Origin of the sequence: Mycobacterium sp. DL592 (genome assembly GCF_011694515.1) — a bacterium.
Classification (GTDB): domain Bacteria; phylum Actinomycetota; class Actinomycetes; order Mycobacteriales; family Mycobacteriaceae; genus Mycobacterium.
On the sequence record NZ_CP050192.1, the window covers coordinates 594,230 to 615,331 of the forward strand.

Annotated in this window: 21 protein-coding genes and 4 tRNA genes; 16 read left to right on the forward strand and 9 right to left on the reverse strand. The window is 66.2% G+C overall.

All coding sequences use genetic code 11. The features are described 5' to 3' along the window. The first annotated feature begins 24 nt into the window (after positions 1-24). The 6 genes from HBE64_RS02905 to pstB all read left to right on the forward strand — a co-directional run bounded on the left by HBE64_RS02905 (position 25) and on the right by pstB (position 5,805). Positions 25-810 (forward strand): response regulator transcription factor, encoded by a 786-nt coding sequence (locus HBE64_RS02905; RefSeq protein ID WP_167108554.1) that lies wholly within the window; start codon positions 25-27, stop codon positions 808-810. Then, a complete protein-coding gene (gene mshD, locus HBE64_RS02910) occupies positions 807-1,739 on the forward strand; it encodes a mycothiol synthase (protein WP_167097613.1) in 933 nt (310 codons plus the stop codon). Before HBE64_RS02905 ends, mshD begins: the two co-directional genes overlap by 4 nt. Before the next feature lie 151 nt (positions 1,740-1,890). Beyond that, entirely contained in the window at positions 1,891-3,018 is a 1,128-nt protein-coding gene (gene pstS / locus HBE64_RS02915) for a phosphate ABC transporter substrate-binding protein PstS (protein ID WP_371744075.1), read from the forward strand. A gap of 34 nt (positions 3,019-3,052) precedes the next feature. Then, positions 3,053-4,108 carry a phosphate ABC transporter permease subunit PstC gene (pstC, locus tag HBE64_RS02920; RefSeq protein WP_167097615.1) on the forward strand — a complete coding sequence of 352 codons (1,056 nt, stop codon included), beginning with the start codon at positions 3,053-3,055 and terminating at the stop codon, positions 4,106-4,108. Further along, complete coding sequence (gene pstA / locus HBE64_RS02925; RefSeq protein WP_167097617.1) at positions 4,105-5,019, forward strand: phosphate ABC transporter permease PstA; 915 nt, start codon at positions 4,105-4,107, stop codon at positions 5,017-5,019. The genes pstC and pstA overlap by 4 nt, the downstream gene beginning before the upstream one ends. A 9-nt stretch (positions 5,020-5,028) precedes the next feature. Then, positions 5,029-5,805, forward strand: a complete 777-nt coding sequence (gene pstB / locus HBE64_RS02930) for a phosphate ABC transporter ATP-binding protein PstB (RefSeq protein ID WP_167097619.1) — start codon at positions 5,029-5,031, stop codon at positions 5,803-5,805. 63 nt (positions 5,806-5,868) lie between these two features. On the opposite strand, the gene phoU is transcribed toward pstB, so the two are convergent. The 4 genes from phoU to HBE64_RS02950 form a co-directional block, all read right to left on the reverse strand. Further along, entirely contained in the window at positions 5,869-6,534 is a 666-nt protein-coding gene (phoU, locus tag HBE64_RS02935; RefSeq protein ID WP_167097621.1) for a phosphate signaling complex protein PhoU, read from the reverse strand. An 87-nt stretch (positions 6,535-6,621) separates the two neighbouring features. Beyond that, positions 6,622-8,670 (reverse strand): LCP family protein, encoded by a 2,049-nt coding sequence (locus HBE64_RS02940; protein ID WP_167097623.1) that lies wholly within the window; start codon positions 8,668-8,670, stop codon positions 6,622-6,624. 235 nt (positions 8,671-8,905) lie between these two features. Further along, positions 8,906-10,039, reverse strand: a complete 1,134-nt coding sequence (gene dusB, locus HBE64_RS02945) for a tRNA dihydrouridine synthase DusB (RefSeq protein WP_167108559.1) — start codon at positions 10,037-10,039, stop codon at positions 8,906-8,908. Positions 10,040-10,065: 26 nt separating this feature from the next. Then, a complete protein-coding gene (locus HBE64_RS02950) occupies positions 10,066-11,061 on the reverse strand; it encodes an acyl-ACP desaturase (protein ID WP_167097625.1) in 996 nt (331 codons plus the stop codon). A 248-nt stretch (positions 11,062-11,309) separates the two neighbouring features. Between HBE64_RS02950 and HBE64_RS02955 the strand changes: the two genes are divergently transcribed. Further along, positions 11,310-11,780 (forward strand): hypothetical protein, encoded by a 471-nt coding sequence (locus HBE64_RS02955; RefSeq protein WP_167097627.1) that lies wholly within the window; start codon positions 11,310-11,312, stop codon positions 11,778-11,780. Here HBE64_RS02955 and HBE64_RS02960 read toward each other — a convergent pair. Next, entirely contained in the window at positions 11,777-12,358 is a 582-nt protein-coding gene (locus HBE64_RS02960; protein WP_167097629.1) for a TetR/AcrR family transcriptional regulator, read from the reverse strand. The genes HBE64_RS02955 and HBE64_RS02960 overlap by 4 nt on opposite strands. Positions 12,359-12,413: 55 nt before the next feature. On the opposite strand from HBE64_RS02960, the gene HBE64_RS02965 reads away from it, so the two are divergent. After that, a complete protein-coding gene (locus tag HBE64_RS02965; protein ID WP_167097631.1) occupies positions 12,414-13,448 on the forward strand; it encodes an oxygenase MpaB family protein in 1,035 nt (344 codons plus the stop codon). 21 nt (positions 13,449-13,469) lie between these two features. Here the strand turns inward: HBE64_RS02965 and HBE64_RS02970 are convergent, their stop codons facing one another. Beyond that, a complete protein-coding gene (locus HBE64_RS02970; RefSeq protein WP_167097633.1) occupies positions 13,470-13,625 on the reverse strand; it encodes a hypothetical protein in 156 nt (51 codons plus the stop codon). 390 nt (positions 13,626-14,015) lie between these two features. Beyond that, positions 14,016-14,091, reverse strand: a tRNA-Lys gene (locus tag HBE64_RS02975). Between the two features lie 121 nt (positions 14,092-14,212). Here HBE64_RS02975 and HBE64_RS02980 point away from each other — a divergent pair. The 8 genes from HBE64_RS02980 to HBE64_RS03015 all read left to right on the forward strand — a co-directional run bounded on the left by HBE64_RS02980 (position 14,213) and on the right by HBE64_RS03015 (position 19,157). Then, positions 14,213-14,285: transfer RNA gene (locus HBE64_RS02980), tRNA-Glu, on the forward strand. A gap of 31 nt (positions 14,286-14,316) precedes the next feature. After that, positions 14,317-14,393, forward strand: a tRNA-Asp gene (locus HBE64_RS02985). 25 nt (positions 14,394-14,418) lie between these two features. After that, positions 14,419-14,492, forward strand: a tRNA-Phe gene (locus HBE64_RS02990). Positions 14,493-14,682: 190 nt separating this feature from the next. Further along, the gene (locus HBE64_RS02995) at positions 14,683-15,315 is read left to right on the forward strand and encodes a nucleotidyltransferase domain-containing protein (protein WP_167097635.1); all 633 of its coding nucleotides are present in this window, start codon (positions 14,683-14,685) and stop codon (positions 15,313-15,315) included. Then, positions 15,315-15,701, forward strand: coding sequence for a hypothetical protein (locus HBE64_RS03000; protein ID WP_167097637.1), 387 nt, complete (start codon positions 15,315-15,317; stop codon positions 15,699-15,701). Before HBE64_RS02995 ends, HBE64_RS03000 begins: the two co-directional genes overlap by 1 nt. Before the next feature lie 80 nt (positions 15,702-15,781). Then, on the forward strand, positions 15,782-16,858 hold the full coding sequence (locus HBE64_RS03005) for a phosphotransferase family protein (protein ID WP_167097639.1): 1,077 nt from the start codon (positions 15,782-15,784) through the stop codon (positions 16,856-16,858). 8 nt (positions 16,859-16,866) lie between these two features. Next, positions 16,867-18,216 carry an NAD(P)/FAD-dependent oxidoreductase gene (locus tag HBE64_RS03010; RefSeq protein ID WP_167097641.1) on the forward strand — a complete coding sequence of 450 codons (1,350 nt, stop codon included), beginning with the start codon at positions 16,867-16,869 and terminating at the stop codon, positions 18,214-18,216. Then, positions 18,213-19,157, forward strand: coding sequence for an alpha/beta hydrolase (locus HBE64_RS03015; RefSeq protein ID WP_167097643.1), 945 nt, complete (start codon positions 18,213-18,215; stop codon positions 19,155-19,157). Before HBE64_RS03010 ends, HBE64_RS03015 begins: the two co-directional genes overlap by 4 nt. On the opposite strand, the gene HBE64_RS03020 is transcribed toward HBE64_RS03015, so the two are convergent. After that, complete coding sequence (locus HBE64_RS03020; RefSeq protein WP_167097645.1) at positions 19,111-19,932, reverse strand: mycofactocin-coupled SDR family oxidoreductase; 822 nt, start codon at positions 19,930-19,932, stop codon at positions 19,111-19,113. The two genes, HBE64_RS03015 and HBE64_RS03020, sit on opposite strands and share 47 nt — an antisense overlap. After that, positions 19,929-21,101 (reverse strand): acyl-CoA dehydrogenase family protein, encoded by a 1,173-nt coding sequence (locus tag HBE64_RS03025; protein ID WP_167097647.1) that lies wholly within the window; start codon positions 21,099-21,101, stop codon positions 19,929-19,931. The genes HBE64_RS03020 and HBE64_RS03025 overlap by 4 nt, the downstream gene beginning before the upstream one ends. Position 21,102 lies beyond the last annotated feature (1 nt).

The window sequence follows — 21,102 nt, forward strand, 5'->3', positions numbered from 1 at the left end:
GGCCCATCCAGAGCATTGGAGAATCTGTTGGACCTGCTGCTTCTGACCGTCGACCCGCATCCGGAGTCGGTGCTGCCCTCCTTGGCGCTGCTCGCGCACACCGTTCGGTCGGCCCCGACGGAGGTTTCCTCGCTGCTGGAGGCAGGCAGTGCGGACGTCGCCATCGTCGACGCACGCACCGATCTGGCCGCCGCCCGGGGACTGTGCCGGCTGCTCGGCACCACGGGCACGTCTGTCCCGGTGGTGGCCGTGGTCAACGAGGGCGGCCTGGTCGCGGTCAACGTCGACTGGGGCCTGGACGAGATCCTGCTGCCCAGCACCGGGCCCGCCGAAATCGACGCGCGCCTTCGCCTGCTTGTCGGCCGGCGCGGCGGCGCCGCCAGCCAGGAGAGCGCGGGCAAGGTCAGCCTCGGGGAACTTGTCATCGACGAAGGCACCTATACCGCGCGGCTGCGCGGGCGGCCGCTAGACCTCACCTACAAGGAATTCGAACTCCTCAAGTACCTCGCACAGCACGCCGGACGGGTGTTCACCCGGGCGCAGCTGCTGCAGGAGGTGTGGGGGTACGACTTCTTCGGCGGCACCCGCACCGTCGACGTCCACGTCCGGCGGCTGCGCGCCAAGCTGGGCCCGGAATACGAATCGCTGATCGGAACGGTCCGCAACGTCGGCTACAAGGCCGTTCGTCCCGCCCGCGGCCGGCCGGCCGCCGTGGAGTCCGACTACATCGAGGACGACGACGACGGCCTCGACGGCGACGATGTGGTGGACTCCGTGCGCGAGGCCCTGCACCCACTGCGCAGTCAGTGACCGGACCGCATTGGCGGACCAGCCTGTCGGCGGGCGATCAACACCAGGTCCGCGAGCTCGTCGACGCCGCAACCCGAGCCGATGGCGTCGCCCCCGTCGGTGAGCAGGTGCTGCGCGAGTTGCCGCACGACCGCACTGGACACCTGCTGGCGACCGACGGCGACGACGTCATCGGATACCTCAACCTGGCCCCCGGCCGGGACGGCGCCGAGGCGATGGGGGAGCTGGTCGTGCACCCGCGGGCCCGTCGCCGCGGTGTCGGGTCGGCACTGCTCGGCGCGGCCACCGAACGCACCGGTGGGCGGATCCGCTACTGGGCGCACGGCACCCTGGCTGCGGCCAAGGCGGTGGCTGACGCACAGGGGATGACCGCGGTACGCGAGCTGATGCAGATGCGCCGCGCACTGCGTGAGGTGCCCGACGCCGTCACCCCCGACGGCGTCACCGTCCGCACCTACGCAGGCCCGGCCGACGATCCCGAATTGTTGCGGGTGAACAACGCCGCCTTCGCCTGGCATCCCGAGCAGGGCGGCTGGGGTGAGGCCGAGATCGACGAGCGCCGCGGCGAGGCCTGGTTCGACCCGCAGGGCGTGTTCCTGGCGTTCGACGACGCCACCGGAGCGCTACTGGGCTTCCACTGGACCAAAGTGCACGCCGAGCACCCGGGGCTCGGCGAGGTGTACGTCGTCGGAGTGGATCCGGCTGCGCAGGGACGCGGCTTGGGCCGCACGCTCACGCTGGTCGGGATCGGGCACCTGGCACGGCGGCTCGGCGGTCATGACGATCCGACGGTGATGCTCTACGTCGAGGCCGACAACACCGCGGCGGTGAAAACCTATGAGCGGCTCGGCTTCGCCGTGAGCAACGTCGACACCGCCTACGCACCGGCTTCGACCGCCGAAATTGACGGCGGCGACACCGACAGCTGATTCCCGGCTGGTCGCAACGCCACGTTCACCAACCTGTTCACCCCGCGTTCATCTACTCAACGGGTTCCGTCCACCACCGGCGCATAACTTCCGGGATGACGCGTACGCCCCTGTCCGGGGCGGACCGAGCAACCTCGAGAAAGTGGGATCGGTGAATCTGAACAGGTTTGGCAAGGCGTTCTTCGTGACGGTGTCAGCGACGGCCATCACCGGGATGGCGCTCACCGCATGCGGAAGCGACAACAACGCCGGGAAGTCCTCCTCGACCGCCGCGTCGGGATCGTCGGCCTCCTCCGCCGACTGTGGCGGCAAGAACGCGCTGACCGCCGAGGGCTCGACCGCCCAGCAGAACGCGATCGCGGTGTTCAACCAGGTCTGGGGCCAGAAGTGCCCGGGCAAGAACCTGTCCTACAACCCGACCGGCTCCGGCGCGGGTGTCACCCAGTTCATCGCCGGCCAGGTCGACTTCGCCGGCTCGGACTCGGCGCTGTCGAAGGATCAGCCGGATGCGGCCGCCAAGCGGTGCGGCGGAAACCCGGCGTGGAACCTGCCGCTGGTCTTCGGTCCGGTTGCGCTGGCCTACAACCTTCCCGGTGTCGACAAGCTCGTCGTCAACGGTGACGTGCTGGCCAAGATCTTCAGCGGTGGCATCACCAACTGGAACGACCCGGCCATCGCGGCTCTGAACTCCGGTGCGACCCTGCCGGACCAGAAGATCACCCCGATCTACCGGTCGGACTCCTCGGGTACCACCGACAACTTCCAGAAGTACCTGACCGCCGCCGCCCCGCAGAGCTGGACCAAGGGTGCGGGCAAGGAGTTCCAGGGTGGCGCCGGTGAGGGCGCGCAGAAGTCCGCCGGCGTGATCCAGGCCGTGCAGGCGACTCCGGGATCGATCGGCTATGTCGAGAAGGGCTTCGCCACCCAGGCCGGTGCTGCCGTGGCGCAGATCGACACCGGTTCGGGTCCGGTGCAACTGACCGACGACAGCGCGAAGAAGTCCATCGACGCCGCGAAGTTCAAGGCCGACGGCAACGACCTCGTGCTCGACCTGAATTCGATCTACGCCACCAAGGAGGCGGGCGCCTACCCGCTGATCCTGGCGACTTACGAGATCGTCTGCTCGAAGGGCTACGACGCCGACACCTCCGCCGCGGTGAAGTCGTTCCTCACGGTGGCCGCCAACTACGGCCAGGACGGCCTTCCGGCCGCCGGGTACGTGCCGCTGCCTGATGCCTTCAAGCAGCGTCTGCTGACCGCAGTCAACGCAATCCAGTAAATAGCGCTGGCGAGGTAGGTCGATTGCGGTGACGATGGAGAGATCAGTGAGCGATGGGGTAGACGTGACGACGCCTAATCCGGCAGATGCGGGTTCGGGTGAAGTTGTCGCGGCGCCGATACCCGAGAAGCCTGCGGTGCCGACGGACCCGTCGGGTCATTCCAAGGTGCGGCCCGGGGATGCGATCTTCCGGGGCCTCTCGGAGGGCTCGGGCGTCCTGATCATCGTCATGATCGCCGCGATCGGCTTCTTCCTCGTCTGGCGTGCGGTGCCGGCGTTGCAACGCAACGAGGTGAACTTCTTCACCTACGGCGGGAACTGGATCACCACTGACACGTCGAAGATGACCTTCGGCATCTTCGACCTCATCCAGGTCACGGTTTTCGTCTCGCTGTTCGCCCTCGTCCTGGCCATGCCCGTCGCGTTGGGTATTGCGATCTTCTTGACGCAGTACGCACCGCGCCGGGTGGCCGGGCCGCTGGGCTACATGGTGGATTTGCTCGCCGCGGTGCCGTCGATCATCTACGGCGTCTGGGGCATCTACGTGCTGGCCCCGGTGCTCAAGCCGGTGGCGCTGTGGCTGAACGGAAATCTCGGCTGGCTCTTCCTGTTCCAGACGGGCAACGCCTCGGTGGCCGGCGGTGGAACCATCTTCACCGCAGGCATCGTGCTGGCGGTGATGATCCTGCCGATCATCACCGCTGTCGCCCGGGAGGTGTTCGTCCAAACACCTCGCGGCCAGATCGAGGCGGCGCTGGCTCTGGGCGCCACTCGCTGGGAAGTTGTACGGACGACGGTGCTTCCGTTCGGCCTGTCCGGATACATCTCCGGAGCGATGCTCGGCCTCGGCCGCGCACTCGGTGAAACGATCGCACTGCTGATCATCCTGCGCGGCACGCAAAAGGCATTCGGCTGGTCGCTGTTCGACGCGGGTTACACCTTCGCCAGCAAGATCGCCTCGGCCGCTTCGGAATTCAACGACCAGTACAAGGCCGGTGCGTATATCGCGGCAGGCCTGGTGCTGTTCATCCTGACGTTCGTCGTCAACTCGCTGGCCCGCGCCGCGGTTGCCGGAAGGGGTGCCCGATGACCTCGACGCTGGACCGACCGGTCAAGGCGCCCACGTTCCAGGGCGTGAGTGTGCGCCGCAAGGCGGTGAACAACACCGCCACGGCGCTGGTTTCCCTCTCGGTTCTTGTCGCGGTGGTGCCGCTGCTGTGGGTGCTGTACGCGGTGATATCCAAGGGCTACAAGGTCATCCTCGACAGCACCTGGTGGTCCAACTCGCAGCAGGGGATGACGGCGTTCATGGCGGGCGGCGGCGTCTACCACGCGCTGGTCGGCACCGTGTTGCAGGGACTGGTCTGCGCTGTCATCTCGATCCCGATCGGCGTGTTCACTGGTATCTATCTGGTCGAATACGGCGGCGGCACCAAGCTGGGCAAGATCACCACATTCATGGTGGACATCCTCACGGGTGTGCCCTCGATCGTGGCGGCGCTGTTCATCTACGCACTGTGGGTGGCGACGCTCGGTTTCCCGCGCTCCGGCTTCGCGGTGTCGCTGGCGCTGGTGTTGCTGATGATCCCGGTGATCGTCCGCTCCACCGAGGAGATGCTGCGCATCGTGCCGATGGATCTGCGCGAGGCCAGCTACGCCCTGGGCGTACCGAAGTGGAAAACCATTGCGCGCATTGTCATTCCGACGGCTTTGTCGGGCATCGTCACCGGCATCATGCTGGCATTGGCCCGCGTGATGGGCGAGACCGCACCGCTGCTGATCCTCGTCGGCTACTCGCAGGCCATGAACTTCGACATGTTCAACGGCTTCATGGGCTCGCTGCCCGGCATGATGTACGACCAGACCTCGGCCGGCGCCGGCGCCAATCCCGTTCCCACTGATCGGCTCTGGGGTGCCGCACTGACGCTGGTCATCCTGATCGCGGTGCTCAACATCGGCGCGCGTTTCATCTCAAAGTTCTTCTCTCCCAAGAAGGTGTAGGAATACCTGATGGCCAAGCGGCTTGACCTCAAAGACGTCAACATCTACTACGGCTCCTTCCACGCCGTCGCCGACGTGTCGCTGGCGGTTCCGCCGCGCAGTGTCACGGCGTTCATCGGGCCCTCCGGCTGCGGCAAGTCGACGGTGCTGCGCTGCCTCAACCGCATGCACGAGGTCATCCCGGGCGCATACGTGAAGGGCTCGGTGCTGCTCGACGGTGAGGACATCTACGGCTCCGGGGTCGACCCGGTGGGTGTTCGCAAGACCATCGGTATGGTCTTCCAGCGGCCGAACCCATTCCCTACCATGTCGATTCGCGACAATGTGGTGGCCGGACTCAAGCTGCAGGGTGTGCGCAACCGCAAGGTGCTCGACGAGACCGCGGAGCGTTCACTCAAGGGTGCCAACCTGTGGAATGAGGTCAAGGACCGGCTGGACAAGCCGGGCGGCGGCCTGTCGGGCGGTCAGCAGCAGCGGCTGTGCATCGCGCGCGCCATCGCCGTGCAGCCCGACGTGCTGCTGATGGACGAGCCGTGTTCGGCACTGGATCCGATCTCCACGCTGGCCATCGAAGATCTGATCGCGGAACTCAAGCAGGATTTCACTATCGTGATCGTCACCCACAACATGCAGCAGGCTGCCCGCGTCAGCGATCAGACGGCCTTCTTCAACCTCGAGGCCACCGGTAAGCCGGGCAAGCTGGTCGAGGTCGACGACACCGAGAAGATCTTCTCCAACCCCAGCCAGAAGGCTACCGAGGACTACATTTCCGGCCGGTTCGGATAACCACCGGGTCCGGAACGAAAAAGGGCTGCCGCGGAATGCGGCAGCCCTTCTTTTCGGTGAAGGTCAGTACGTCGCGATCTCTTCTTCCTGGGGAAGATGTCCGGTCACCTGGAAGATCACCCGGCGGGCAATCTCCACAGCGTGGTCGGCGAAACGCTCGTAGAACCGTCCCAGCAGGGTCACGTCGACCGCCGCGGCGACACCGTGCTTCCATTCGCGGTCCATCATCACGGTGAACAGGTGGCGGTGCAGGTCGTCCATCGCATCGTCTTCTTCCCGGATGCGACGGGCTTTCTCCGGATCGCGGGACAACAGGACCTCGCGGGCGCTGTTGCCCAATTCGACTGCGACGCGACCCATTTCGGCGAAGTAGCCGTTGACCTCTTCGGGCAGTGCGTGTTGCGGGTGCCGGCGCCGGGCGATCTTGGCGACGTGCAGCGCCAGCGCGCCCATCCGGTCGACGTCGGCGACGATCTGGATCGAGCTCACGATGGCCCGCAGGTCGCCGGCCACCGGCGCCTGCAGGGCGAGCAGCACGAAGGCGGCTTCCTCGGAGCGGGCGCTGGCCGCGGAGAGCGCCTCGTGGTCGGTGATTACCTGCTCGGCAAGCACCAAATCGGCCTGCAGCAGTGCTTGGGTGGCGCGCTCCATCGCAACGCCGGCCATCCGGCACATCTCGGCCAGCTGGTTGGTGAGAGCATCGAGTTGCTCGTGGTACGCGGTCCGCATACGGTCCACCCTACTTTCAGAAGGTCATCTGAGTATGGCTTGAGTCGGTGAACGAACGGTGAATGGAAACAAACCCAATCTGGGTGGTTATTCGCAGGTGACGTCGGCGCCGTTGGTGACGGTGAGGTCCTCGGGCAGCTGAGTGGGGGTGCTGCTGGCGTCGTGGCTGACCTGCACGCTGACCGCAGATCCGCTCGGTGGTGGCGCGGCGACGGTGTCGAAGTTGGAGCCGAGCACCACCTTGACCGTTTGGCCGAGGCCGTCGACCCGCTCCATCGCCGCGTTCGGGAAGGCCGCGGCGACGGTCGCGGCGGCCTCCTCGTTACCCGCCGAGAACATCACCGTCGTGCCGCTGACGGTGCCGTCGTAGTCGTTGGGTTCGAGCACGTTGAACCCATGCGCCTGGAGGGCTGCGGTGGCGTTGGCGCCGAGTCCTTCCTTGCCGGTCGAGTTGGACACCTGCACGGTGACATCGGCCGGGTTCGTCGTCACGGCGTTGACCAGCTCGGTCTGGGTCGTTTCGGCGGGCGGTTTGGCTGTTGGGCTCGGGGCGGCCTGTTCGGCTTTCTTGGCCGCTGTCATCGGGCTGGTGGTCTCGTTGGTGTCGTTCTCGCCGGGCAGCGGATCGTCGTTGATGATCGCGTCGAATAGCGACCGGATGTCGTCGGTGCGGGGTTGCTCGTTGCCGTCGGCGTCGGTGATCCCAGTGGTGGGGACGGTGACGAAAGTGATCCGGCCCGCGTTGATGCCCTGCAGCGACTGGCCAAGGTCGACCAGGTCCTTGGTCCGCACATTGTCGACGTAGGTGTCGGCGATGAACATGTTGACGACGTCGTTGAGCTTGCCGAGGTTGAGCAGTGTGTTGTTAGAGATCACCGAGCGCAACAGCGACGACAAGAACAGCTGCTGCCGCTTGATGCGACCGTAATCACCGTTGACCTCGGTGGTGACTTGGCGTGCCCGCACGTAGTTCAGCGCGGTGTGCCCGTCGAGTATTTGGCGCCCGGCGCTGGCCAGGACGGTGCCCAGTTCGTAGTCCTGCAGCGGGGTGGTACTGCACACCTCGACGCCGCCGAGGGCGTCGACCATCTTGGCGAAGCCCGCGAAGTCCACGGCCATGAATCGGTTGATCGACAGACCGGACAGCTTCTGGATGACCTTGACCAGGCACTTCGGACCGCCGAGGGCATAGGCCGAGTTGATCTTGGTCTGGGTGTAGCGCCAGTCGTCGCTCCACTCGCCGGTTTTTGCGTCGTACACCGGGCCGTACTGGCCGGTGTCGGAGTTCCAGGCCTGACATCTCATCGGGGTGATCGCCAGGTCGCGGGGAAACGACACCGCGACGACACGTTTGCGGCTGGCCGGGATGTTGACCAGCATGATCGTGTCCGAGCGGGCACCTTCGGCGTCGGCGGTGCTTCCGGCGCCCATCTCGCCGTTGGCGCCGGTGCGGCTGTCGACGCCGACGATGAGGAAGTTCTCGTCGCCGAACTGGGCGTTGGGGTCGAGGATGTCGTGCGAGTTCGGATCCAGGGCGGCCACGTTGCGCAGCAGATCGTTCTTGTTCGACTGCCACTGCCAGGCACCACCCGTCAGCGCCAGCGCGGTGACCGCGAACAGTGCTGCCGCCGAGCGCCCGGCCAGGATGACCGGCCTGCGTGGTTTGGTCTTCTTCGTGGCTTTCCGTGCCTTTGTGGGCCTGGCCGGCGTGCCCTGCTCATCGGCTGGATGCTCCGGCTCGGGGCTGGGGTCGGCGGCCAGCGTCCCACGGGCGCGGTTGAGCGCCTCGAGGTCGGGCAGCTCGTCGGCGTAGGCAGCCGCCACGACCGCGATGGGCTCGGTGCGGTCCGCGGAGTTGTCGGGAGGTCCTGCGGGCGCTTCCACCCGGCGCCTGCTGGGCGCGGGTGGGGATCCGCCGGTCACCTTGGCGATCAGGTCGGCGACTGCGACGCCTTCGGTGTGGTTACCAGATGCGCCGGGGCCGGCCTTCGGTTGCTGGGGGGAGCGGTGTGAGGCGGCGGCCCGTTCCCAGGGGGTCGCGCTCGGCGCCGGTCTCGGTGTGCGCGTGATGCGTTCGTTGCCGCCAGGCTCAGAACCGCGGTGCTGGCCAGGAGTGGCGTTATCGCCGTCACTCATGTTCCAGTCGCCTCCGACTCTGGGGGTATTGCGCATCGTCGCGCGTACACAGCCGTGGTGCGTGTGTCTCGGCACCTCGGTGAGGATCGCCGCTGTGCGGCGCCACAACCGTCCTCTGTCTTCTAGCAGGAGTCGCTGTGGGTCCGCCAGTCCAGCGGGTCCACAACAAGGTTTCTATCGTACTGAGACAACATGCGGGACCGCTAGCTCGCCCAGATGTCGGGACCGTCTCGAATCAGCCACCCGATCCCATGACGTCGGCTCCCGCGGGCACGGTGCAGTCGTCGGGGTCGTCGAGCCAGCCCTCGGGAAGCGACACCGATGCGGCCGATCCCTGGCGGCCCCGGGGACCGGTCGCCGCCGCCGGGAACGGCACCTCGCGGTCGAGCTGATCGAGCAGCCCGTCGAGCTCGTCGAGAGTCTTGACCAGCGCCAATGCGCGGCGCAAGTCGGCGCCCGCCGGAAAGCCGTGCAGATACCACGCGATGTGCTTGCGCATATCGCGCATGCCCTTGTCCTCGCCGAAGTGCTGGGCCAGCAACCGGCCGTGGCGGCGCATGATGTCGGCGACCTCGCCGAGAGTGGGCGGGGTGGGCGCGGGTGAGCCGGTGAACGCGGCGGACAGTTCGGCGAACAACCAGGGCCTGCCCAGGCAGCCGCGGCCGATGACGACTCCGTCGCACCCGGTGGCGGCCATCATTGCCAGCGCGTCGTTGGCCTCGAAGATGTCCCCGTTGCCGAGCACCGGGATCGACTGCACGGTCTCTTTGAGCCGCCCGATCTGTTCCCAGTCGGCCGTCCCGGAATACCGCTGAGCTGCGGTGCGGGCGTGCAGCGCCACGGCGGCGGCGCCCTCCTGCTCGGCGATGCGACCGGCGTCGAGGTGGGTGCGGTGGGTGTCATCGATACCGACGCGGAACTTCACCGTCACCGGGACAGGGGTGCCCTCGGTGGCGCGAACGGCGGCTGCGACGATCTGGCCGAAGAGCCGCCGCTTGTAGGGCAGAGCGGCCCCGCCGCCACGCCGTGTGACTTTGGGCACAGGGCAGCCGAAATTCATGTCGATGTGGTCGGCCAGGTCCTCTTCGACGATCATCCGGGCCGCCTCATAGGTGGTGGCCGGGTCGACGGTGTAGAGCTGCAGCGAGCGCGGTGACTCCTGGGGCGCGAACGTCGTCATGTGCATGGTCACGGGGTGACGTTCGACCAGAGCGCGGGCGGTGACCATCTCGCAGACGTAAAGGCCGCTGACGGTACCGGCGCGGGTCTGCTCCAGCTCGCGGCACAGCGTGCGGAACGCGACGTTGGTGACCCCGGCCATCGGCGCCAAGACGACCGGGCTGCGGAGGGCGAAAGGCCCGATCCGCAGCCCGGTGGTGGCTGGTGAGGTGTCGACTATGTCGCAGCCCCGGCAAGCTTCTTGGCGGCCCGCTTCTCGGCGAGCCGTGCATCACGCTCGAGCTTGCGCTGCTTGGATTCCTCGAACTTCTCGCAGGATTCCTCGAGCTCCTTGATCAGGTCGGCCAGGTCGTCACGCATCCGGGCGGCCTCGCCGGTGAAGTCCTCGCGTTCGAAGATGCGCCACTTCTTCAGCACCGGCATCACGACGTCCTCGAGGTGGATGCGCAGGTCGTAGACGCCGCCCATGGCGATGATGACCGCCTTGCGGCGGAAGTCCGGCACGGTGTAGCCGGGCATCCGGAAGTTGCGCAGCACCCGGTGCAGCGAGTGCATCGCCTGGTTGGGAGCGATGTCGAAGCCGGCTTCGCTGACGTCGCGGTAGAAGATCATGTGCAGGTTCTCGTCGTTGGAGATCCGCGCCAACAGCTGCTCGGCGACTGGCTCCTGGCAGGCCTTGCCAGTGTTGCGATGGGAGACGCGGGTGGCCAGCTCCTGGAAACTGACGTACATCACCGAGTCGAACAGGCTCTCGGCGAACAGGTCGCCCTGCTGGTTCTGGCCCGGGGAGAAACCGCGGGTCATCTGCTCCACTCGCAGCTCTTCGAGCTCGACCGGATCGCAGTTGCGGGTGACCACCAGGTAGTCGCGGATCGAGATGCCGTGCCGGTTCTCTTCGGCGGTCCAGCGGTTGACCCAGTAGCCCCATGGGCCGTCGGTGGAAAAGTTCATCGCGATCTCGCGGTGGTAGGCGGGCAGGTTGTCCTCGGTCAGGAGGTTCTGCACCATCGCGGTCCGGGCGACCTCGGACAGCTGAGCCTGCTCGGGATGCCAGTCCTGGCCGCCGAGGGCGTAGTAGTTCTTGCCGTCCGACCACGGGATGTAGTCGTGTGGGTTCCAGTCCTTGAACATCGACATGTGGCGGTTGATCAGCTTCTCCGCCACGGGTTCGAGCTCGCGAAGCAGTTCGAGGTCGGTCAGGTCTTGCGACATGAACCCTCCAGTTATCTGTTTCCAGTAGTTGCATCAATATATCTGTGTATCCCAGTGACATTCAAGTTGCTTCCGCCGGTGAGTCGCTTCCGGGCTGGGATGGTTCGGCCGGATTCGACTTTCCGGGCGTAAATCCCTGGTCGGTGCCCCTGCGAGGACGGGGGCAGTGGAGTACTCTTCCGTTTCTGAAGCCACAAGCGTTTCTCTAGGAAACACACAGCAACCCTCAAGTCGGAGGTCGTTCAGACGTGAAGAAGCCCTTAGTCCTCGGCATCGGCGCCGTCGGTGTTGCGGCAGCATCGTTCGCGGTCTTCGGCTCGGGTGTCGCCTCAGCGGTCAACGAGTACGCCGGACAGACCTATGCCGACGCCTCGCAGGCCATCAGCAATGCCGGTCAGACCGCGGTGATCGCGACGCGGGTCGGCAGCTTCCTGCCCACCGACCAGTGCACCGTTACGGGCTCGCGTAGCGCCAACTTCCTCAACTCCAGCGGCACCAGCTCCAGCGGGCAGGTGCTGCTGTACCTGAACTGCAACAACAGCTTCGCCGCCGCCGGCGTGCCGGGTAACTCGATCGGTAGCCCCGAGGGCCGTCAGGCGCGCGCGGACTACGAGGAGAAGGTGGCCGAACAGCAGGCCCAGGCCCAGCAGAACGCGTCGTCCGAGCTCCTGCAGGATGGTCAGGTTCCCGGCCAGGCCGGGCAGGTCGCCGGCGGTTAACCCGCTGCACGACTGAGCAGCAGTTCCACGCAGTAATCGATGAACTGCTCGCGGGAGGCTGTGAGCCGACCGTCGAGGTAGGCGGTGAACAGTGCCGTCAAAGCGCCGATCAGCCCGGTGGCGACCATGTTCTGCAGCGCCGGGTCGTCGATCTCGGTGAGCTTGCCCTGCAGCAGCCTGATGAAACTGGGCATCCACTCGGCTCCGGAATGGATCAGCACCGGCTCGACCTCCGGTGCCAGCAGCAGCACGCGGCCGCGGACCGGGTCGTCCACCATCAGTGCGACGAACCGCTCCACCGCTTCGCGCGGGGTGGTTGCCGTCATGAGTGTCGCCATCGCCCGGCTGCACACGTCGTCGTACACCGCACGAACGAAATCGTCTCTGTCGCTGAAACTCTCGTAGAAGTAGCGCTCGGTCAGGCCGGACTGACGGCAGACGGCCCGCACGGTCAGGGCGGGGCCGCCCGCATCGCCGAGGAGGGTCACGCCGGCTGCGATGAGTTCGTCCCGGCGCAGCACCTGGCGGTCCTGCAGTGGCACGCCCGACCAGCGTCCCCGTCGTTGACCCGACGTCACATGGCTCCTAAGCTCGTGATGACAACGTACGTAGTCAGATTGTGAAGGTCATCAGTTGAGTCAAGATACGTCCGCGGCGCACCCGGACACCACCGGCGATGAATCTCTCGCGTCGGGTTGCCCGGTGACCGCCGGCGCCTACAACGCGCCGCCCGCTGTGCTCGGACCCGACTCGCTGACCTGGAAGTACTTCGGCGACTGGCGTGGCCTTCTGCAAGGCCCCTGGGCGGGCTCGATGCAGAACATGCATCCTCAGCTCGGAGCTGCGGTCAAGGACCATTCGATCTTCTTCCTCGAGCGGTTGCCACGCCTACTGCGCTCGCTGTACCCGATCGGCGGCGTGGTGTTCGACGGTGACCGTGCGCCGGCCACGGGTGCGGAGATCCGCGACTATCACATCCCGATCAAGGGTGTCGACGAGCAGGGCAGGCGCTACAGCGCATTGAACCCCGATGTCTTCTACTGGGCGCACGCGACGTTCTTCATGGGCACCATCTTGACCGCCGAGCATTTCGGCGACGGGCTGACCGAGGACCAGAAGCGCCAGCTGTTCGACGAGCACGTCACCTGGTACCGGATGTACGGGATGAGCATGCGGCCGGTGCCGGCCACGTGGGAGGCGTTCCAGGCCTACTGGGACCACATGTGCCGCAACGTGCTGGAGAACAACTGGGCCACTCGTGAGGTGCTCGACCTGTCGACCATGCCGAAACACCCGTCGCTGCAGTGGATTCCTGATCCATTGTGGTCTGCGTACCTCAAGGTGATGGGACCGTTCGCGGTGTGGTTGACGGTCGGGCTCTACGACGAACCGGTGCGGGATTTGATGGGCTACACCTGGTCGAAGCGTGACGAGCGGCTACATCGGCTGTTCGGCCGGACGGTGAACCTGGCGTTCAAGATGGTCCCGCGGCGCCGCCGGATGCACCCGCGCGCACGGGCCGGGTGGGATCGCGCGGCCGGCCGCATCCCGGCCGACGCGCCGCTGCTGCACACACCCGACCGTAATCTTCCGCCGGTCGACCACCGGGACAACGGAATCCATTACCTGGGCGCGAGCTGTCCGGTCCAGAAGGGCCCTGCGGCGTAGTAGCAGAGCGGGCCTACGGGCTCAGTGATGTCCGTCCGATAACGCCGTACACCACATTGCGTAGGTGGCGGCAACGGCGATGTCGTCGATCGCTTCCTCGTCGCCCCCGAGCTTTCGGACGGTGTCCGCGATGGCGTAGCGCACGACATCGGTCGAGGTGACCCATGGGCTGTTCATAACGCTCTCCTGACCGTGCCCGACCGGAAGTTGTGGGGGTGTTTACCCGTTGCTGGAAAACCTCACACATACGTGTGCAGATTTGTCATTTCCAGTCGGTGCCGAGGAGATGTAATTGACGCACGTGTACGTCGCAAAGTCGTTAGTCGTCTGCTGCGCTTGGCCTTTGGGGTTGCCGAGCTGATTCGGGGGAACTCTCGTGATCCGTCGGAGCGCTCACTTCTGTGCTCGGTGAACATTCAAATTCTTCCCGACGGAACTTTAGCTGACGGCGGTGAGCATCGGTTCGGCGAGCGCGTGGGTAGCGGGCGGGGGAGACGTCACCGGAATCGATGCGGCCGGCGCGGTCGGGCGCAGCGCCGGCGGCCGAACGCGGCCGACTTCGGGCTGTGGTGCCCCCACCAGGGCTCGAACCTGGGACCTGCGGATTAAAAGTCCGTAGCTCTACCGACTGAGCTATAGGGGCGCGTCGGACAGAATACTGCCTCCGGGTAGGGGTCCTGGTTTTGGGATTGGGCTGTCGGTGCCCTAAGCTAACGACGCTCCAACGTTGACTCGTTGCGAGTACCCCGAAGAGATTCGGCCGGGCCCCCATCGTCTAGTGGCCTAGGACGCCGCCCTTTCACGGCGGTAGCACGGGTTCGAATCCCGTTGGGGGTACTCACGACACGGCAACGTGGAGTGACATCAAGGCCCTGTGGCGCAGTTGGTTAGCGCGCCGCCCTGTCACGGCGGAGGTCGCGGGTTCGAGTCCCGTCAGGGTCGCCATTACGGCGAGGCACTTGTGCCTTCCGGCCAGGTAGCTCAGTTGGTACGAGCGTCCGCCTGAAAAGCGGAAGGTCGCCGGTTCGATCCCGGCCCTGGCCACTTCAGGGCTACCCGGCTTAGCGGGTGGTTTTCTCGTTTGTGGAGCGCGTTGTGTCTTTCGGCTCCCGAAGTGCTTCCTCGGTTTCTTGCCCCACACGCTTGTCGTGGTCCAATCGGGCCCAGTCTCACTCTGTCGCTTACGCAAACTATAGATGTGTTACTCTAACTTTAGTTAGAGAGGGTTGCGGTCATGCAGTTGAACAAGCCGTTCGCCACGGTTACGCCGACCCTGGACGGCGACGTACTCGCCGTTCTGGCGGGCGCAGACGTCACCTTCACGATCAGCCAGGTTCGGCGAATCCTCACCACCGCGTCGGGGGAAGGCATCCGAAAGGTGCTCAACCGCCTGACCGCTCAGGGCGTCGTGCTGCACGACGAAGTGGGAAGGACCCACACCTACCGCCTCAACACCGAGCATCTCGCGGCCGAGCCCATCATGGCGCTGTCGCGGCTGCACTCCACGTTCCTCGGCCGGCTCGAACAACACCTGGACGGATGGGGGCCGACGCTGCGGTACGCCGCGGTGTTCGGGTCGGCGGCGACTGGGAGGATGAGGTTGGACAGCGACATCGACGTGTTCCTGGTGCGCACCGCTGACTCCGGTGAGGACTACACGTGGGATCAGCAGGTGACCGAACTCGGTCGACTGGTCGCCGCGTGGACCGGAAACGACGGCCGAATTGTTGAGTACGCCGAGGTCGAGTTTCAGGCGGCGGCTGCCGCTGGTGAGCCACTGCTTCGTGATGTAGCGAAGCAGGGACTGACTGTCGCGGGTACGAGGGCGTGGTTCAACGCCCAGCTGCGCCCGGCGAAGAAGTCCTGATGGCGGGACAGCGAAACTGCGACCCTGCGGTTACGGCGGGACGTATGTCGAAAGCAAACGAATTCTTCGACGCCGCGGATCATCTGGGGGAGGAAATGCCGAACGCCGCTGGGGACCTGTACGTGGACGCTGGTATCGCCGCGTCGGATGTACTCTGCTGCGTCCGCCTCGGCGTGCACTCGAACACGGGCAACCACAGCGAGGCTGTCGCCTTGCTCAAGCAAGCCGATAGCGGATCCGAGCGCCATCTCAACACCCTGCTCAACTTGAAGAACAAGGCTGCCTACACGCATCAGAACCTGACGGCCGCGGAGTTGAGGAGGATGAACCGCGCTGCCGAGCATCTGGTCGAGGCGGCCAGGCAGGCAGTGGCCGCCCGCGGGTAGTTCGGAGTTCGTCGTGGGTACGGTCTCGCGTCAACGCCTATGTCTCAACGCCGTTCCACAGACGAACAGCACATGACACTATGAGCGATGTGTCTACCATTCCCCGGCATCCCTCCGACGTCACCCCCGCCTGGCTGGCGACGATTCTCGCCGGACGCGGAACGGCGACGAACGTCACCTCGGTGGACGTGCGCCCCGTCGGAACCGGGCAGACCGGTGCCACCTTTCGGGTGAACGCCACCTACAGCGCCAATCCGCACGGCGTGCCGCAGACGTTCATCCTCAAACTGCCCTCGGGTGACGACGCCGTGCGCGACCGCGTGGCATTGGGCTACCGCAGCGAGAGCGCCTTCTATCAGTCCGTCGCCGACCGGGTCACCATCCCCATCCCGCAGTGCTTCCACTGTGAGATCACCGACGACGGGGCCAGTTTCGCCCTCCTGCTGGCAGACCAGGCACCCGCGGTGCAGGGCGACCAGATCGCCGGCTGCGGCGTCGAGCAGGCCCGGCTGGCCGTCCGGGCCCTGGCCGGGCTGCACGGGCCCACCTGGTGCGACCCGCACTGGCGGACCTTCGAAGGTCTGGCCATGTCGGTCACCGGCGAGGACGCCATCCGCGGCATGGGCGAGATCTCCAAGATGGCCGCCGGCATCACCAGGGACAAGCTCGCGGGCAAGCTCAGTGACGCCGACGCCGAGACCCTGTCCTCATCGATGGCTGTGGTCACGCCGTGGCTGCTGCACGCGCCCGACCGGTTTGCGCTGCTGCACGGCGACTACCGGCTGGACAACCTGCTCTTCGACGGCGATCGGGTCACCGTGGTCGACTGGCAGACGCTCGGCGTGGGACTTGCCGGCCGCGACCTCGCCTACTTCACCGGGACGAGTCTGGAGCCCGATGTCCGGGCGGCGGTGGAAAAGGACCTTGTCGCCGAGTATCACGAGGCACTGATCGAGCAGGGTGTCGAGGAATATGACCTGGCGACCTGCTGGCAGGACTACTTGCTCGGCATGATCCAGGTGCCGTTGATCTCCGCCCTGGGGTGCGCGTTTTCCATCGAGACCGAGCGCGGCGATGACATGATGGCCGCGATGTTGCGCCGCGGCTGCCAGGCCATCCGCGACCTGGGCACCCTCGATCTCATTGGCGCCGAGTAGGAGCAGACATGGGTGATGCCCTGCCGCGCACCGCGATCATCGGTGCGGGAATCAGTGGACTCACATCGGGCAAGATGCTGACCGACTACGGGGTTCCGTACACCACCTTCGAGCTGTCCGACCGCATCGGTGGCAACTGGGCCTTCGGTAACCCCAACGGACTCTCCAGCGCCTACCGGTCGCTGCACATCGACACCTCCAAGCAGCGGTTGTCGTTCAAGGACTTTCCGATCCCCGAGCACTTCCCCTCCTTCCCGCACCACAGCGACATCAAGACCTATCTCGACGCCTACGCCGAGGCGTTCCGGTTACTGGACAACATCGAGTTCAACAACGGCATCACGCATGCCGCCCGGCGAGCCGACGGCGGGTGGGACATCACCGACCAGCGTGGTGACACCCGCGAGTTCGACCTGCTGGTGGTCGGCAACGGCCATCACTGGGATGCGCGCTATCCGGACTTCGCAGGTGAATTCACCGGCGAGACAATCCATTCCCACCACTACATCGACCCGCAGACGCCGCTGAACCTCACCGGTAAGCGCATCCTGGTGGTGGGCATCGGCAACAGCGCGGCCGACATCACCGTCGAACTGTCGTCGAAGACTCTGCAGAATACCGTCGCACTCTCGACGCGTTCGAGCGCCTGGATCGTGCCCAAGTACATCGCCGGGCGCCCCGGTGACTCGATCTGGCGTACCTCGCCGTACCTGCCGTTGTCATGGCAGCGTAAGGCCGTCCAACTAATGGCGCCGGCGATGGGAATCGACCCCACCCTCTACGGTCTCCCCGCGCCGAATCACAAACTGTTCGAAGCACATCCGACGCAGTCGGTGGAGCTGCCCCTGCGTCTGGGCTCAGGGGACGTCATCCCCAAACCGAACGTCGCACGGCTCGACGGTGACACCGTGCACTTCGAGGACGGCACCAGCGCGGTGTTCGATGCGATCGTCTACGCCACCGGTTACAACATCACCTTCCCGTTCTTCGACCCCGACTTCATCAGCGCTCCGGGCAACGACATCCGGATCTACAAGCGAATGTTCGCCCCCGGCATGGACAATCTGGTGTTCATCGGCTTCGCCCAGGCCGTCCCCACCCTGTTCCCGTTCATCGAGTGCCAGGCCAAGCTGATGGCCGCCTACGCCATCGGCCGCTACGCCCTGCCGCCGGTCGCCGAGATGGAGCGGGTGATCGACGCCGACCAGAAGAAGTACGTCGGCCACTGCGTCGACCGTCCCCGCCACACCCAGCAGGTCGACTACTTCCACTACGAGCACGACATCCGCACCCGCGAGTTCCCCGCCGGTCTCAAGCGCGCCGAACTCCGTCGTCGCCGCACCAGGGAAGCTGTATGACGCCCACCGATATCACCTTCGACTCAGCCGGAGTGCTCTGCAGCGGATGGCATTTCGCCGGCGAGGGTGATCGCCACCTAGGACCTGCGGGCAGGCCGGTGGTGGTGATGGGCCACGGCTTCGGCGGCACCAAGGACTCCGGGCTGGGCCCGTTCGCCGAACGCATCAGCCAGGAGGGCATTGACGTGCTGGCCTTCGATTACCGCGGCTTCGGCGCCTCGGAAGGCTCACCGCGCCAGACGGTCTCGGTGGCCGGGCAGATCACCGACTTCGAATCGGCGGTCGCGGCGGCCAAACGGCTACCCGACGTCGACCCGAATCGGATCGTGCTCTGGGGGTCCTCGATGTCTGGTGGTCATGTCCTGCAGGTGGCCGCCAGACGCCCCGACATCGCGGCCGTCATCGCCATGACACCGCTGACCAGCGGCCTGGCGGCCAGTCGCGCCGCCATCGCGCACCGCGACGTCGGATCGGCACTGAAGTGGACGGCGATCGGGCTCAAGAGCCGCGCTGACGTGACCCGCGGCCGACGTCCCACGATGATGCCCCTGGTGGCCCGCCCCGGTGAGCCCGGCGGGCTGACACTGGACGGCGCATATGAGAGCTACACGGCACTCGCCGGGCCGACGTGGCGCAACGAGGTCGACGCGGCAGCGGGTCTTCAACTCGCGAGCATCCGAACGGCGCAGGCCGCCAAGCAGTTACGCTGCCCCGCGCTGTTCCAGATCGCCGACTTCGACCGCTACGTGCCCGCCGACTCGGTAGCCGCCACTGCGGTTCTGGCCCGCGGGCAGGTGCATCACTACCCGTGTGACCACTTCGACGTCTGGCCCGGTCACGCCTGGTTCGACCGGGCCGCCGACGATCAGGTCGCGTTCCTGCAGCGCACCCTGCTCAGTACTTCGTCGAGCCCTGATCGATTGAGATCGATTCCGCAGTAATCAGTTTCGACTCATCACTGGCCAGCCAGCACACGGTGTCGGCGATATCCTCGGGTTCGGCGATATAGATCGGCAGGAACGGTGTGAGCATCCTGTCCAGGGCGGGATTAGTCTCCATCGCCTTGCCAAGGGCTGCCACCATGTCGCCGGTTCCCATGTCGGTGTTGACCGGTCCCGGGTGGACGCTGTTGACACGGACGTTGTGCTTGCCGAGCTCGGCGGCGAAGGCGCGCGCCATCCCCGTGACGGCATGCTTACTGGCCGTGTAGTGCACCATGAACGGCTGCATCTTGATGCCGGCCGCCGAACTGATCAGGATGATCGAGCCGCCGCGGCCGCCTTCGATGATGCTGGGCGCCCCCGCCATGACCGTGTTCCAGGTGCCGGTGACGTTGACGTCCATCACGTCGCGGAATGCCTCCGGGGTGATGTCATCCCAGGCTGCGGGTGCGGTGATCCCCGCGTTGGCGACGATGATGTCGAGTCGTCCCAGCACTGCAACAGCCTGCGCCACAGCCTCTTTGAGGCCGTGATGGTCGCGGGTGTCGACGGTGGCCGCCACGATCCGGCGGCCGGTGTCCTCGACGAGTGTCACCGTATCGGCGAGGTCCTCGGGGGAGGCCGGCGTGTAGGGTACACAGTCCGGTAGCGGACCGGCGACGTCGACGGCGATGATGTCGGCGCCCTCGCGGGCCATTCGCACGGCGTGCGCGCGGCCCTGCCCGCGGGCCGCACCGGTGATGAAGGCAACCCTGCCGGCGAGTCGGCCGCTCACCGGTTGCGCTGCGCTTCCTTGACCAGACCGCCACCGATGATGAGGCGCTGAATTTCACTGGTGCCCTCGTAGAGCCGCAACAAACGCACCTCTCGGTAGATCCGCTCGACCGGCACGCCGCGCATGTATCCGGCGCCACCGTGTACCTGCACGGCAAGGTCGGCGACCTTGCCCGCCATCTCGGTGCAGAACAGCTTGGCCACCGAAGGCGCTATCCGGCGGTCCTCGTCGTCCAGCCATTTGCGGGCCGCGTCGCGGGCCAGTGCGCGGCCCGCCATCACGCCGGCCTGCTGGTCGGCCAGCATCGCCTGCACGAGTTGGAAGGTGCCGATCGGGGTGCCGCCCTGGGTGGCTGTCGCGGCATAGGCCACCGACTCGTCCAGTGCGCGTTGTGCGGCGCCGACCGCCAGTGCCGCGATGTGAATGCGTCCGCGCGCCAGCGACGTCATCGCCGCCCGGTAGCCGTGGTCCTCGCTGCCGCCGATCAACGCGTCGTCGCCGACCCGGACGTCGGTGAAGGTCACATCCGCGGTCCAGGCGCCCTCCTGGCCCATCTTGGCGTCCTTGACCCCGACCTCGACGCCGGGAGTGCCGGCCGGCACCAGGAACACCGCGATGCCTGCGCCCTTGTCGTCGGCGGGCCGGGTGCGGGCGAACACGATGAACAGATCAGCCACCGGTGCGTTGGTGATGTACTGCTTGCTGCCGTTGATCACCCAGTTGCCGCCGTCGCGAACGGCTTTCGTCTTCAGCCCTGACGGGTTGGACCCCGCGCCGGGCTCGGTCAGCGCGAAGGAGGCGACGACCTCGCCGGTGGCGATCGGCTCCAGCCACCGGGTGCGCTGCTCGTCGGTGCCGAAGCCGACGAGTACCTGGCCGGCGATGCCGTTGTTGGTGCCGAACATCGACCGCAGCGCCAGGCAGGTGTAGCCGAGTTCCATGGCCAGTTCCACGTCCTGGGTGATGTCCAGGCCGAGGCCACCCCACTGCTGGGGGATCGCGTAGCCGAACAGGCCCATCTTCATGGCCTGGTCACGCAGGTCGTCAGGCACTTTGTCTTCGGCGACGATCTCCGACTCCCGCGGCACGACGGCGGAGCGGACGAAGTGGCGGGTCTGGGCCAGGATCTCGCGGAAGTCGTCGTCGCTGACAGCTACAACCGGGCTCATC